Origin of the sequence: Anaerobacillus sp. CMMVII (genome assembly GCF_025377685.1) — a bacterium.
In the GTDB taxonomy this organism is placed as follows: Bacteria; Bacillota; Bacilli; order Bacillales; family Anaerobacillaceae; genus Anaerobacillus.
This window is the reverse complement of sequence record NZ_JACEHK010000015.1, coordinates 514276-529139: the sequence shown is the minus strand read 5'-3', so window position 1 is coordinate 529139 and position 14864 is coordinate 514276. Positions and strand designations below refer to the sequence as shown.

Below are 14864 nucleotides of genomic sequence, written 5' to 3'. Positions count from 1 at the left end.
GGTAGTTCATTCCCTAAACTCTTCCACCAAAACCAATGACCTTACCATCCTTGCTCCAGATTGGAAACATGACCCTATTTCGAAAACGATCAAACAGTTTCCCATCAAAGTCTCGTTTAGCAAGTAGGCCAATTTGTTCCATATAATTTAGTGGGACATTTCTCTTCTGAAAAAAATGTGTTAAAGTTTCCCAGGAATCAGGCGCAAAGCCAATTGAGAAATGATTTATCATTTCTTTTGTGAAGCCTCTATTTACTAAGTAGTTTAAGGCATCCTTCCCTTGTTCTGTATTCATTAATAGATGATGATAGAGCTTAGCTGCTAGTTCGTTACCAGCAATCATCGAATTAAGTTCATTAGACGCATTTGTAGGTTCACTTTTTTCTAATTCTGGTAAATCAATGTTAACCCTTGCGGCTAAATGTTTTACAGAGTCTAGAAATTCATATCCCTCAATTGCCATTAGGAAGGAAAACGCATTGCCACCTGCCCCACAACCAAAACAATGATACAGTTGTTTTTCTGGTGACACTGAAAAGCTAGGTGTGTTTTCCCCGTGAAACGGACATAAACCAATTAGGTTTCGTCCTTGTTTCTTTAATTGAACATATTCACTAATCACATCAACAATGTCTACAGAATTTCTTATCTTTTCGATTTTTTCTTCAGAAATTCTACTTCCCATAAAAACCACACCATTCTCACTCGCTCTTATAAGAGGTCGGAGTATATTAATTCGAGTTTTTTTGCTAAATTCCTTCTACGTTAGACAAAATTTTTTCGAATTTCTCAACAAATTTTAAATTATCTTCTTTTGTAAACTTAGTAGGGCCCTTTGTTTTCATTCCAGCCCTTCTTTGCATCTTTCCTAAATACCTTGCCAATAATAGTTCGTCAATGTCCTCATTTAGAAACTGTTTCCCTCTAGGTGAGATTACTTTAATACCTTTTGGTAATAACAAGGAGGCCAAACCATGGTCCTGAGTTACAACTATATCACCGCGTTTACAATGATTAATGATATAAAGATCTACCTCTTCCATACGAGAATCCACCATCACAATGGTAGAACCTTCTAAACGATCAAGTGAATGTGCATAAGAAGCGACAAAAACAACAGTTTTTTTATATTTTCGACAAATCGACACAATCTCTTCTTTTACTGGACAAGCATCAGCATCTACATAAACGGTCTGTTCACAATTGCGCATAATTGACTATTCTACATCTCCCAGAGAAATCCTTCTTTTTTAACAGTAGCTTACAAATCTTCGTTGATTATCTCCCTTACTATCATTACCAAAAAAAAAATATTAAATCTTGACTTTTTTAATTTATTTGTTCTAGTTGGAAAATATGCATATTTTTTGATCACAATATTTCATTATAAGCCATTTTTTCCATTCTAGCCATATTTTTTTTATAAATGCATTTTAACATTCATTATTTCGCTAATAAGTTCTATATGCAGTTGCGTAAAAACTGTTCGCAACTACATATAGTAAATATAGCTTGAATTATTTGGTATTGATGAAATTCACTCTTTCCAAGAACAAAGCGCAAGCGCCCTGGTTAGCCAAGGTCTTCCTGGGTTACTTCTCTGCTTTGCTCCTGCGTCACTACGTTTACTCGTCGCAAAACCTGCAATGAAGTAACTTCATTGATGTGTCTTGGAGCTAGACTGTCACTATAATTAAACTTATCCACAGATGGTAAAACATATAATTTCCTTAACAAAGAAAAAAGCACAAAGTTTATTCACCTTGTGCTTTAATAAAATTTATTTCCCATTAAACATATTCCAAATCAAATTTGCAGTTTCTTCAACAGCTTTGTTAGAAACATTGATCACCGGGCAGCCAATTCTTGTCATAATCTTCTCTGCATAATCAAGCTCTAACTTAATTCTTTCCATATTTGCATAGTTTGCTTCCGCTTTTAGTCCAAGTGCTTTTAACCTTTCAGCACGAATATCATTTAGTTTCTCTGGACTAATTGTTAATCCAACACATTTCTTTGGAGAAATTGTAAAGAGTTCGGCTGGCGGTTCTACTTCAGGAACGAGAGGAACGTTCGCTACCTTTAAACGTTTATGGGCTAAATATTGTGAAAGTGGAGTCTTAGATGTTCTAGATACCCCTACTAAAACAACATCTGCTCTCATAATACCTCGTGGGTCCCTGCCATCATCGTACTTTACAGCAAATTCGATCGCTTCAACTTTTCTAAAGTAATCTTCATCAAGCTTATGAACTAGACCTGGTTCGTATCTAGGCTCTTTCTTAGTTAAGTCCTGAAGTTTCCCCATCATTGGACCAATAATATCAACTGTTGTAACGCCAGCCTTTTCAGCTAGGTCAATTAGATACTGCTTTTTATCTGGAATTACTAACGTAAATGCGATAATCGCATTTACTTCTTGAGCTAAAGTCACTACTTCTTCAATCGTTTCATTATCTTCAACGTAAGGAATTCTCCTGATATCGATCATAGAATGATTAAATTGACTAGCAGCTGCTTTGACAACTAATTCTGCTGTTTCCCCGACAGAATCGGATACTACATAGACTATTGGATGATTGATTATCTGCATTCTTACCTCCATTTTCATGTTTGAATTTTCACCTAAAAAAATTCAAAATGTGACATAAAATCAGTGAAATACTTATCTCTTTATTTAAACCAATTCATCATTTGCGAGATCTACAATCGCTTTAGTAATATTCGTTTTCGTTATTCTCCCGACAACCTCAAATTTCGTACCATTTTCATTTTTTACTACCGGAAGTGCATCAATTTGTTTCTCAATAAGTTTCTTTGCTACATCAATAATTAGATCTTCCTTATAACAAATCGTTACATTTGGCATTCTTGTCATAATAATACTCACCGGGATTGTCTCGAGCATTTGTTTTCCTATACTTGCTCTTAATAAATCTTTTCTCGATAGGACGCCCACTAGTGATGATTCTTGATCTACAACAAATAACGTACCAACATCTTCTAAAAACATGGTGCAAATAGCATCATATACAGAAGAAGAATCTGTAACAACCACTGGAATAGACTGATATTGTTGTACTGTTAACTTTGTTAATCTCTCAGTTAAAAGTCTGCTACCACTTTTCCCAGTGTAAAAGTAACCTACTCTTGGGCGAGCATCCAAGTAACCAGCCATCGTTAAAATAGCTAAATCTGGACGCAATGTAGCCCTAGTCAAGGAGAGTCTTTCAGCTATTTGTTCTCCTGTTATCGGGCCATTATCTTTTACGATTTGCAAAATAAGTTCTTGCCTTGTATTTAGTTCGATTTTTATCACCGCCTCCATAACACACATTACTAGTAAAACTAGCTATCCTTAAACTGACTAATGAGTTTTCCAGCTTTATGTATTTGTGTTTTTTCCAATCAAATGTGTTATGCTTTTTCGATAATTATATACCATAATAAGCAATTTTCAAATCCTTCTTGTCAAGAGTTTATATTTTTTTGATGATTTTGGCTAATCTAATTTGAATGTGCCGTAGCCAAAAATAGATTGTCGTCACTTAGCCGCATCCATAAAACAAGTTTTGCATTTTGACGTTTTCGTAAACTAAATGAGGCGGAGGGACAAATGAATTTGTCCCTCCGCCTCATTTAGTTTACGAACTTCACGCTATGCGTGAAGAGCCAAGCCTTGCTTGGCTACGGTCATAATGCAATTGTAATGGAAAATTAAAGTGGCTGTTGAAACTACTCAGCAGCCTGAAAGATAGCTCTAAAAAGAGATATCTTTCGATTATTCAATTTTCATTTTATCTATCTGATTTAAAAACCGTTTACTTTTTAGATATAGTCCTGAATATGCCTCAAAATACGCTTCTAAAATTTGTTTCAACTGCGCTTTTGTTTCGTTCTTGACTGAGATTGAACCTAAGCGATTTAAATCGAAATGATAAAATAGCCGTAGCAATTTAGCAGTAGCGGCATTCATTTTTAGTGTTCTTTCATCCATATGTACACAGCGGTGACAGAGAAACCCTCCTTCTTTTATCGAAAAAGAAAATTCTCCTTCAGTTGAACCACAATGCGAACAACCATCTACATGTAATCCAATTCCTGCAACTTTTAACATTTTCACTTCGAAAATTCTAGTCAAGATCTCATAATCTAAACCCTCATCGATGTAATTTAACGTTTGATATAGTAACTCGTATAAATACGGATTAATATCATTTTGCTCTGTTAATTTATCTAACAATTCTACGTTATAAGCTGCATAAGCTGTTAAAAAAATATCTTCTCGTATATCACGAAAGGATTTTATCATTTCCCCTTGGTTTAAAACACCAAGTCCTGAGGTTTTTTGAAACACAAACTGTCCGTGAGTAAATAATTGCGATATTGAAGAAAGACGGCTCTTTGGGCGTTTAGCACCACGAGCCATCACTCCAATTTTCCCTAATTCTCTAGTATACAATGTTAGGATCTTATTCGATTCACCATAATCGGTTGTACGAATAACAATTCCCTCTACTTTTTGAAGCATTCGTGATCACCGCGCCATTTTAGAATAGCAAACAAGATCAATTTGTAGGAGTGTCTATTTCATCTAGCTTCTCTCCGAACTCCTCTGTTGATTGCGTAGTGTCTCTTTCAATTTCCTTTAATATTAAGTAAGTGTCGACGCTACCTGTCATCGAAAATACCTTCCAGGAAAAATCTAACATAAGACATACCACCCTTTCTTTTTTCGAGAAACTAATTTCTGTCGTTCACGGTTTTACCCGAATTTCTATTTAAGCTATCCTAGACCTCGCTATAACATTTAGAGTGACCTTATTTACGAAAAACATGATAAGGAAAAATTACTAATTTTTTTAGTGTATAGTGCAATAGTGCAAAAAACATCGGGTACAATGCCTTAAATTGTACTCATTTTGAATAACTTTCACAACTTTACCTCTACACTCATTTTAGCTTATTTTCTAAATAAAAAACAATGGCTGTATAAAGCCATTGTTAAACAATTTAGTGCTATTTTTAATACTCATCTTCTCTAAAGCCAAAATCTCTTAAAAATCCTGGTTTATTTCGCCAATCTTTTTGGACTTTTACCCACAGTTCTAGGAAAATCTTAGAACCAAGCAATACTTCAATGTCCGCCCTAGCACGTTTACCAATTTCTCTAAGCATTGCTCCTTGTTTGCCAATGATAATACCTTTTTGAGAACTTCTCTCGACAATGATCGTCGCACCTACATAAACAGTCCCACCTTCACGTTGTTTCATCTGCTCAATTCCAACCGCAATTGAGTGAGGAATTTCCTCCCGGGTTAGGTGGAGAACCTTTTCTCGGATAAGCTCTGAGACTATAAAACGTTCAGGATGATCGGTTACTTGATCTGCTGGGTAATATTGAGGCCCTTCATTTAGATTTTGGATAATCTGTTCTTTTAATGTATTTACATTGTTGCCTTGCAACGCGGAAACAGGGATAATCTCCGCAAAGTTAAATTTCACTCGATATTCATCTATAAATTTAAATAGCTGATCAGGGTGTACTAGATCAATTTTATTAATGACTAAAAATACAGGTGTTTTAACGGATTGCAACTGCTCGATAATCATTTGATCACCACCGCCAAACCCTTCTTTAGCATCAACAACGAATAGAATTAAGTCAACTTCCCGTAAAGTTTGGTAAGCAACCTTCATCATAAAGTCACCTAATTTATGTTTAGGCTTATGTATTCCAGGTGTATCAATGAAAACGATTTGCGCATCATTTTCTGTGTAAACTCCTTGCACTTTATTTCTCGTTGTCTGTGGTTTATCACTCATAATGGCAATTTTTTGGCCAATTACATGGTTTAACAATGTTGATTTCCCGACATTTGGTCTTCCTATAATTGACACAAAACCTGATTTGAAGTTCTTTTTATTCATTTAAATCCTCCGGTGAAAAAGCTCCTGGTAATAAATTTGCGACTGTTGTTTCTTCAATAATTCCATCTAGGTTCGTTAAAATCACTTTCATATCACTTGGGCACAATTCTGAGATCACTTGCCTACAAGCTCCACAAGGAGGTACTGGACGTTTTGTATCAGCAACAACACATAATGTATCAAATTGTTTATCTCCTTCTGAATACGCCTTAAACAACGCTGTACGCTCTGCACAATTACACATACTATAAGCAGCATTTTCAATATTGCAGCCATGATACACTTTTCCATCCGTCGTCAGTAATGCTGCACCAACTTTAAATTTAGAATAAGGTACATATGCTCGTTCTCTCGCTATTTTGGCTTCTTCAATTAAGCGACTGTTTTCCATGTTTTATTCTTCCTTCCTGCTATTAACTTTTACTAGAATTTCTTTCTCAAAAGACTGTTTTTGTTCCGTGTTATTTTTTTCTCTTAGTACCATTGTCGCACGATCAGGCGGAACAACAACACCACCGGAAATAATAAATTTCAAGCCTTGTTCAACCGTCATGTCTAATATAGTTACATCTTCTTCCGGAACTAACACTAACCACCCCGAGGTAGGGTTAGGTGTCGTGGGCAAAAAGATATTGATACAGTTTTTGTTGGTTCTTCTTTGTACCTCACCTTTTGATTCTCCAGTTAGAAACCCAAGTGTATAGACACCTTTTCTTGGATACTCTACCATTACCACTTTTTTGAACGATGAACGTTCTTGAGTAAACGCATTAATCATTTGCTCTACAGAAGAATAAATATAATTGGCCACTGGTATTTTCCGGAAAAAATGATCGACACGGTCAAACAGATGTTGCTTGTTCCCTTTTCTTCTTAAAGAACCGATCACCGCAATAATGATGATAGTTAAAATAAAACCTATCCCAACAATTCGTTCAGAAAATGGTGTATATACCCCTAGGAAGTAGATGGTACCCTCATCAATTCGAATAATTCGAAGAGCTTTTAGGATATCTGACAAAAACTGCCCTAGGAACCGATCAATGATTGAAAACAAAAGCTGTAGAACGTAAATAGTTACGATCGCTGGTAAAAGTGATATAAAACCGACAATAATATTTTTTTGAAACGTCTTCCACATGAGAAGTAACCCCTCTCATTCGTTAGTATAGGACTGTTATCGCCTTGGTTTGCTTCTAAACCTAAACACTAAGGTCTCGTGGCATCTTTTCTAACAATGTACGAAAATAGCCTAGTATAATGAATTTTCACCAAAGAGTATTTACTATCTCTACTATTGGTTTATAAAAGATTAATATGCCTATTATAACTGCAAAAATGCTAAAAATGAAAACCGCACCTGCTGAAACGTCCTTAGCTACTTTCGCCATTGGGTGATATTCTGTCGTGACTAGATCTACTACCCTTTCTATAGCAGTGTTTACAACTTCTAAAGAAATAACGATTCCAACGACAAGGAGTAAGATTATTTTTTCTAGAAGAGGGATGTTTAAAGCAAAAGCTAAGACGATCACAACTAATGCAATGAAAAGATGAATTTTCATATTTTGTTCGCGGTGAATCGCATGTTTTAAACCTGTCCAAGCATATAAAAAGCTACAGGTAAATCTTTTCCAATAACGATCGTAATTATTTTTGAAGTCCATAAGCCTCTAATAATTCCTCTTGACGTTTAAACATTACTTTCTCTTCTTCCTCATTCATATGATCATACCCCAAAAGATGGAGAAAACCATGAACGACAAGAAAACCAAGCTCTCGGTCAATTGAGTGACCATATTCATCCGCTTGCAAAACAGCCCTTGGATACGAAACGATAATGTCACCTAATAGATTAGGTATATTTTCAGTAAACATATCACTCTCATCGTCATTTAGTGCAAAGGAGATAACGTCAGTTGCCGTGTCTTTATTTCGATATTCCTTATTAATTTCTCGGATTTTCTTATCATCTACGAAGGTAATTGAAACCTCTGAACCTACCGGCACTTTTTCCTCAACAGCTACAAAGTTGACAATTGTTTCTACAAGTTTCAATTGTTCGCTGGAAAGTTCATCTGTTTCATCATGGACTTCAATCTCAATGATCACTACTTTTTTCTCCCTTCTCTTTCACATCTTCTGGATATTCAATTCTAGAATGAAACGTTCCTTTTAGTGTTTCGCATATCGATGTAGCAATGATATTTAACTGCTTTAACGTTAGATCACATTCATCAAATTGGCCATCCTCTAGGCGATCTGTAATAATTTTCTTTACTAACAACTCAATTTTATCCGGAGTAGGCTTGGCCATTGATCGAACAGCTGCCTCAATACAATCACAAATCCCAACAACCGCTGCTTCAACCGTTTGTGCCTTAGGACCTGGATAGCGAAATTCCGCTTCCGGTAAAGGTTTTTCAATATCTTTATTTGCCTTATGGTAGAAGAACTTCAATAAACTTGTACCATGATGCTGCTCAGCAATATCAATAATTTCCTTTGGCATTTTGTAACTACGAAGCATTTCAGCACCATCATAAGGATGTGAAATAATAATCGTCTTGCTTAACTGTGGAGAAAGCTTATCATGCGGGTTTTCCATTTTCATTTGATTTTCAATGAAAAAGTGAGGCCGCTTTGTTTTTCCTAAATCATGATAATAAGACCCTACTCGAGCTAATAGTCCATTGGCACCTATTGCCTCGCAAGCGGATTCTGATAAATTAGCTACCATCACACTATGATGATAAGTTCCTGGAGTTTCAACCAAGATTTTTCGAAACAGTGGGTGATTTGGATTCGAGAGCTCAATTAATTTCATTGATGATAAAATTCCAAAACCAGCCTCAAAGAATGGTAATAAGCCAATTGTTAAAACTGCCGCAAGAAACCCAGACAGAAATGCAAAACCAATATTCGAACCAATCTCAATCCAGCCATACTGAGCATTCTTTAACATTAGTAATGCCACAATTGTACAAATATTAATAGCAGATACAAAAAGACCTGCTTGTAATATTCTTGAAACACGATTTGATTTACTTAAGAAGAATACACCAGCTACAGAACTAAAGAACACATAAATTCCTAAAGTATAGTTAAGTACAGCTGTCGATTCTGAATTGAAGATAATACTTGCCACAATCGAGAAAACCATACTAGTAAACAAGGCAACTCGTTGATGAATTAACATTGTGAGTAACATTGATCCGACGGCAACAGGGGCGATAAGCGTTATTCCTTGTAAATTTAAATTGTTAGTAAAACTAGTAATTTTCATAATAACCACTGTTACAAGGAAAACTAGCACATACATTAACAGATGACTGTTATTCTTTTGTAACGAGGTTTTTGCGTCACTAAAATAATAAGCGAGCATGGAAACTAAAAGTAATACCAAAATTGCTAAGCCGATAAAAGGAAAACTATTTACTTGGTCCTCATGAAGACCTAATAGAACGATTTGATTGTAAATCGTTAAAGTTATTAAATCCCCTTCTTCTACTAGCAACTGACCTTCACGGATCATTACCGGCTCGATAGCATCTCTAGCAGCTTGCTTTGCAAGTTCAGTAGCTACATTGTCATTCATATGGTTAGCAGTTATCGCAAAACGTGCGATCTCGATCATTGCTAAGTATAATTTCTGAGTACTTACTGATGAACGAACAATCTTATTTTCCACTAGATCTTGCGCTTGGTCGACATCATTTAAACTAATTTCTTCTCTCATGACAGTACGAATTGCGTCTAACGTAATATCCCTAGCGATATTTAATTCAGACTTATCCGTTTCCAAAAAGGTTATTAATGTTTGATCACTTAGATCGTCACTTGTCTGATGTGAGATTATCGCTCTTAATTGGGTTAATTTTTCTTCTATCGGAACAGCTTGTACCTCATTTAAATGTTCCTCAAGCTCTTCCTCTGTCTCGAATTCTCTTTGCTCTACTTCTTCTATCGCATCATTATATTTTTGTTCAGCTTCATCATTAATTCGACTCACTAGGTCAAAAATTTCTTCTATTTTCCTTGCTTGCTTTTCTTCAAAGTCCTTTTTATTAGTATATTGTGGTCCGACTGCATCTGCTGCCGCTCTCTTTTTCTCTTCTGTTGCAGGTTTATTCTCAATTGTTATTGGAGCTCGGATGTCTTGATCAGCTACAGCGCCTACAGACACATCAATCCGATGAGGGATGACGTTACTTAACATCGACAAATATAAGATCATCCCTAAAGTAAAGAACAGGATAACCCTTATGTAACGGTGGTCTTTTAATTTTTTCCACCACTTTTGTTGGTCAATTGGTGCCCTTTTCCCCATTTTCTCACCTCTTAAAATTTAAATCGTGGATATACTTTAATGCTACCATAGTTTTTATGCCTATAAGTACAAAATCGAGAATTAACAAAATGTTAATTCTCAATTTTATTATACAATATTAAATTTGTAAGCAGGTTACAAGATCATTACTGTTTTTGGGAATTATTTATTTTTCAATAATATTTTCTTGTTTTTCATACGCATTAATAACTTTTTGTACTAAGGTATGACGAACAACATCCGCAGCTTGCAAGTGTATAAAATCAATACCATGAACGTTTTCTAACACTTCAAGAGCAGTCCGTAAACCTGATTTTTTTCCTTTAGGTAAGTCGATTTGTGTTAGATCGCCAGTAATCACCATTTTAGATCCAAATCCTAATCTTGTTAAAAACATTTTGATTTGTTCTGATGTTGTATTTTGCGCTTCATCTAAAATGACAAATGAATCATCCAATGTGCGTCCACGCATATATGCTAACGGTGCTACCTCAATCGTTCCTCGCTCCATTAGTCTTACAGTTTGCTCTACACCTAAAACATCATGCATAGCATCATATAAAGGACGTAAGTATGGATCAACCTTTTCTTTTAAGTCACCTGGTAAGAAACCTAAACTCTCTCCAGCTTCAACTGCAGGCCTCGTTAAGACGATCCGTTTCACGTGCCCATCTTTTAAGGCGTTAACAGCCATAACAACCGCTAGGTACGTCTTTCCTGTACCTGCTGGCCCGATTCCAAAGACAATATCACGTTTTCTAATCGCTGAAACATAATGGCGTTGACCTAATGTTTTTACTAAAATAGGCTTTCCTTTAACATTCATTGCTATTTTTTCTTGATATAATTCCAGTAACTCTTCAAGCATACCTCTTTCAGCAAGTTGGACTGCGTAAATAATATCTCGCTCTGAAATGTGAGTTCCCTTACGAATTAAAATAAGAAGAGCATCTATTACCTCAACAACGACAGCTATTTGCGCGTCTTCTCCAGTAACTAAAATCTTTTCACCTCTAGTTACGATTGTAACATCTAACTTTTCTTCCATACGTTTTAAATGAATGTCGTTTGGTCCAAATAAATTTTGTGCCTCGTTTGCATTCTCTAATTGTAAGTCTATAAGCTTTTCAGACAATATTCTCAATCTCCTTGAATGATTGGTTGTGAAATTGCGATATCTTCTATTACTTGGTAGTGTATCATTAATTTTACTTTACCATTCTCGATTGTTTCGTGCAAAACTTTTTCCCGTTTTATGACTGCATCTTCATCCAACTTTTTTGTTAATTCTTCTCTAGCCATTTGCGTAGCAAGGCTTCTAGCTTCTTCAGTACTATATTCCACTATTAGTGTTTCCTTTTCTAAAAAATATTTACGGTTATATTTAATTGGTAACACCCACTTTAAAAACTTAAAGTTGCTACTATATTCATTTATTTCATATTCAGTGAATTCCGGTTTTCCAAAACCCCAAATCGGCACGTTAACATTTAGGATTGATAGTGAATAATTCTTCTTATTCTCTCCTGTAAGCGTCGAAAATTCACTTACTAATGGAATGGACACGTTAGACTTGTACCAAACTTCGCCAAAAATTTCCCCTTTTGCCGGGGCTATTTCCATCTTACCTTCCTTGCCAATAAAACCACTAATTAACATCTCACCTTTATCAACGAAATCATTTGGTACCACTTTTCCCTGCCCTTGTTCAACAAAAATATCATAGATAATTGCTTTTTTCTTTGAAACCAAATGACGTGGAGGAATAGGTTCTTGTTTTTCTGGAAACGTCTGCTCGACTACATTAAAGTGGTAGGTCGTCCCATTCAAAGTCACACCTATCCAAGTTGCTTCCTCAATCTCCGAAGTTACCTTCATTTGGATCTCTTCAACGCTTGGGAGTAGAAAGTGAAATCTCCCTTTCTTTATACCTAATTCTTGAACTGCTTGCGATAGTTGATATTCTACTTTAGGAGATGCCCCTTCAATTGATACATCCCAAACCATGTTTGATAAAATAAATAAAATAGCGACAAAGCTTAATACCCCTGCAACAAACCCAGTTCTTGATATCATCTTTTTAACAAAAAACGGCATTCCCCTTCTCTCAATAAAATACAACTTCACTTTCGTTTCTTTAACAATTGGGCGGAGCCGTTTTACATCTTCTAATGCAACATAACAAACAATTGTTTCATCTCCAACACGGCGAATATGCCAAATAGAAACGTTTTCCCGAATACATCTGTTCAAGAATAGCTCGGTATATTTCCCAACCACTTTTATTCTTGAAAAACCTGAAATTGTATTTGTCCATGAATTCTTCATTCACTTTTCACTCCTAACTACCTTTTTTTCTGCGCATTTTCATTTATGTAAATGACTTGGTCAATAATTCCTTCTAACAGTAGTTCTTCTGGTAAAATTGTTTTAATAACAAAATGATTGCCTTTTATTAATAGCTGACCCTGCTCTAATAACAATCTTAATTCTTGATTTGAAAATTTTAAGACGCCACGGTGATTTTCAATATAAATATGCAATTGACCAATCATCGTAATTCTTGGAAGATCCATCATGACATCTGCAGGAAGTTCCATTTTATCTGTCATCCATTTTCTGACCATCTTATTTATCTTCCTCATATGTAACGAACCCCCTTTCATATCATTTTTATGTTCAAAACTGAAAGGGTATCACACTTTTTTCTAATCTAAGAAGGAAAGCTACGAGATACAATTGAGAATGTAAAGTGCAAAGTTGAAAATGTGATTTTTTTTTGGGCAAACAAAGTAAAAGAATAAGAAAAGCGCAAACGTTAAGACCTGACAAAAGCAACTGACCTCGTTCACACTTCTAGAGTTTCTACTTGTAGCTTTGCCTCTAGGACCCGCTGGACCACAGAGGTAGCGTTTAAGTGAACAATTGTTTTTGTTCCCGAGGAGCTGGGCAGTGGAGCAGGATATTAACTACTAAAAACGTTTACTCAACTTACAAAAAAAAACAAGGCTAAGCATTATGCTTAACCTTGTTTTCTTCTTGTATTTAAAGTAGGGCGATATGAGCCTTTGGATCGTGGCTTTCCTAGTACCTCTGACCAAACGATCCCTTTAACAGCCTCATCTCTAGTAATATTGGAAAAGTCTAACGTTACCGGATTAGATGCTGTAATATCGTCTTTATATATAGGTGACTCTTTTGAGATGCGCTCGGTTCTTTTTGCAGTTTCCTTATTTTTCTTCGCTTTTTCGTATTTCTCTAAGAGCTCATTTCTACGTTGAACTTCAGCCGAGATTTCCTTTGGCTCACTATAAGAATATGACTGAGGCTGTTGCTTCTTTTGAGCTGGCTCCGTTTGAGCTTCTTGTCGGAAAATTTCTCGCCAATCTACCTCTTTTTGTTGCGTTTCTTGTCTAACTGGTGAGCCTGGCTTCCTCTTTCCCTTTTCTTCTTCTTGTTCATTTCCCTTTTTTAAATAATTGAGAATGGCACCAATGATAAAGAAAAGTAAAATCGGATTTGTAAATATTCTTAGGAGATCCTCCATATTTTACGGCCTCCTTTCTAATGTAAGAACTAGAAAAAAATGCTAAAATGGTACATTGTTTTTAGGACCTTGCTTATTTCTTTTTATCCTCATCAGTAGCTTTACCAATTGAGTCTCTCATATCAGTATCAGCCATAATGTTTTGGATGTTCATATAATCCATAACTCCAAGGTTACCTGATCGTAAAGCTTCTGCCATAGCAAGTGGTACTTGTGCTTCTGACTCAACAACCTTCGCTCTCATTTCTTCTACTCTTGCCTTCATCTCTTGTTCTGTCGCGACAGCCATCGCACGACGCTCTTCTGCTTTCGCTTGAGCAATCTTCTTATCAGCTTCCGCTTGGTCAGTTTGAAGCTCTGCACCAATATTTTTACCGATATCAATATCCGCGATATCAATGGACAATATTTCAAAAGCCGTTCCAGCATCTAACCCTTTAGATAACACTGTCTGAGAAATTAAATCAGGATTTTCTAATACTTTTTTATGACTATTGGCAGAACCGATGGTAGATACAATCCCTTCCCCTACACGAGCAATTACAGTATCTTCACCAGCACCCCCGACTAAGCGGTCAATATTTGCACGAACTGTAATACGTGCCTTTGCTTTTACTTCAATTCCATCCATAGCAACACCAGCAATAAAAGGTGTTTCAATAACCTTTGGATTAACGCTCATTTGAACCGCTTCTAACACATCACGACCTGCAAGATCAATCGCAGCAGCACGTTCAAAACTTAAATCGATGTTTGCTCTTTGTGCAGCAATTAATGCATTTACGACACGGTCGACATTACCACCAGCTAAGTAATGTCCTTCAAGCTGGTTAATGTTTAACTCAAGTCCTGCTTTAACAGCTTTAATTAACGGATTAACAACACGCGCAGGAATTACGCGACGAAGTCTCATCCCTACTAATGTGAAAATCCCAACACGAACCCCTGCAGCTAACGCAGAAATCCAAAGCATTACTGGTACAAACGTAAATAACACCGCAAAACCAATAATAAATAAACCTACAATAATGAGTAAAAAGATTTCTTGTGGCATTT

Annotated in this window: 17 protein-coding genes; all 17 read right to left on the bottom strand. The window is 36.0% G+C overall.

What is annotated here, in order from left to right:
* Nucleotides 1-13: 13 nt before the first annotated feature.
* Nucleotides 14-685 (bottom strand): DNA primase, encoded by a 672-nt coding sequence (locus tag H1D32_RS25120; protein WP_314733460.1) that lies wholly within the window; start codon nucleotides 683-685, stop codon nucleotides 14-16.
* Between the two features lie 64 nt (nucleotides 686-749).
* Nucleotides 750-1211, bottom strand: a complete 462-nt coding sequence (locus H1D32_RS19815) for a YaiI/YqxD family protein (protein ID WP_261179945.1) — start codon at nucleotides 1209-1211, stop codon at nucleotides 750-752.
* Between the two features lie 569 nt (nucleotides 1212-1780).
* Nucleotides 1781-2593, bottom strand: a complete 813-nt coding sequence (locus H1D32_RS19810) for a pyruvate, water dikinase regulatory protein (protein ID WP_261179944.1) — start codon at nucleotides 2591-2593, stop codon at nucleotides 1781-1783.
* An 84-nt stretch (nucleotides 2594-2677) separates the two neighbouring features.
* Nucleotides 2678-3328, bottom strand: a complete 651-nt coding sequence (gene ccpN, locus H1D32_RS19805) for a transcriptional regulator CcpN (RefSeq protein WP_314733459.1) — start codon at nucleotides 3326-3328, stop codon at nucleotides 2678-2680.
* 453 nt (nucleotides 3329-3781) lie between these two features.
* Entirely contained in the window at nucleotides 3782-4531 is a 750-nt protein-coding gene (gene recO, locus H1D32_RS19800; protein WP_261179942.1) for a DNA repair protein RecO, read from the bottom strand.
* A gap of 37 nt (nucleotides 4532-4568) precedes the next feature.
* On the bottom strand, nucleotides 4569-4712 hold the full coding sequence (locus H1D32_RS19795; RefSeq protein WP_261179941.1) for a YqzL family protein: 144 nt from the start codon (nucleotides 4710-4712) through the stop codon (nucleotides 4569-4571).
* A 313-nt stretch (nucleotides 4713-5025) separates the two neighbouring features.
* Nucleotides 5026-5931: a GTPase Era gene (gene era / locus H1D32_RS19790; protein ID WP_261179940.1), complete on the bottom strand. Its 906-nt coding sequence runs from the start codon at nucleotides 5929-5931 to the stop codon at nucleotides 5026-5028.
* Nucleotides 5924-6322 (bottom strand): cytidine deaminase, encoded by a 399-nt coding sequence (locus H1D32_RS19785; protein WP_261179939.1) that lies wholly within the window; start codon nucleotides 6320-6322, stop codon nucleotides 5924-5926. Before H1D32_RS19785 ends, era begins: the two co-directional genes overlap by 8 nt.
* Nucleotides 6323-6325: 3 nt before the next feature.
* Complete coding sequence (locus tag H1D32_RS19780; RefSeq protein WP_261179938.1) at nucleotides 6326-7072, bottom strand: DUF502 domain-containing protein; 747 nt, start codon at nucleotides 7070-7072, stop codon at nucleotides 6326-6328.
* A gap of 127 nt (nucleotides 7073-7199) precedes the next feature.
* Nucleotides 7200-7598 carry a diacylglycerol kinase family protein gene (locus tag H1D32_RS19775; protein WP_261179937.1) on the bottom strand — a complete coding sequence of 133 codons (399 nt, stop codon included), beginning with the start codon at nucleotides 7596-7598 and terminating at the stop codon, nucleotides 7200-7202.
* On the bottom strand, nucleotides 7582-8043 hold the full coding sequence (ybeY, locus tag H1D32_RS19770) for an rRNA maturation RNase YbeY (protein WP_261179936.1): 462 nt from the start codon (nucleotides 8041-8043) through the stop codon (nucleotides 7582-7584). The genes H1D32_RS19775 and ybeY overlap by 17 nt, the downstream gene beginning before the upstream one ends.
* Nucleotides 8033-10261, bottom strand: coding sequence for an HD family phosphohydrolase (locus H1D32_RS19765; RefSeq protein ID WP_261179935.1), 2229 nt, complete (start codon nucleotides 10259-10261; stop codon nucleotides 8033-8035). The genes ybeY and H1D32_RS19765 overlap by 11 nt, the downstream gene beginning before the upstream one ends.
* 166 nt (nucleotides 10262-10427) lie before the next feature.
* On the bottom strand, nucleotides 10428-11396 hold the full coding sequence (locus H1D32_RS19760; RefSeq protein WP_261179934.1) for a PhoH family protein: 969 nt from the start codon (nucleotides 11394-11396) through the stop codon (nucleotides 10428-10430).
* 5 nt (nucleotides 11397-11401) lie between these two features.
* Nucleotides 11402-12589 carry a sporulation protein YqfD gene (gene yqfD, locus H1D32_RS19755; RefSeq protein WP_261179933.1) on the bottom strand — a complete coding sequence of 396 codons (1188 nt, stop codon included), beginning with the start codon at nucleotides 12587-12589 and terminating at the stop codon, nucleotides 11402-11404.
* 17 nt (nucleotides 12590-12606) lie between these two features.
* Nucleotides 12607-12906 (bottom strand): sporulation protein YqfC, encoded by a 300-nt coding sequence (gene yqfC, locus H1D32_RS19750; RefSeq protein WP_261179932.1) that lies wholly within the window; start codon nucleotides 12904-12906, stop codon nucleotides 12607-12609.
* Nucleotides 12907-13283: 377 nt separating this feature from the next.
* The gene (locus H1D32_RS19745) at nucleotides 13284-13808 is read right to left on the bottom strand and encodes a hypothetical protein (protein ID WP_261179931.1); all 525 of its coding nucleotides are present in this window, start codon (nucleotides 13806-13808) and stop codon (nucleotides 13284-13286) included.
* A gap of 73 nt (nucleotides 13809-13881) precedes the next feature.
* A complete protein-coding gene (gene floA / locus H1D32_RS19740; RefSeq protein ID WP_261179930.1) occupies nucleotides 13882-14862 on the bottom strand; it encodes a flotillin-like protein FloA in 981 nt (326 codons plus the stop codon).
* Nucleotides 14863-14864 lie beyond the last annotated feature (2 nt).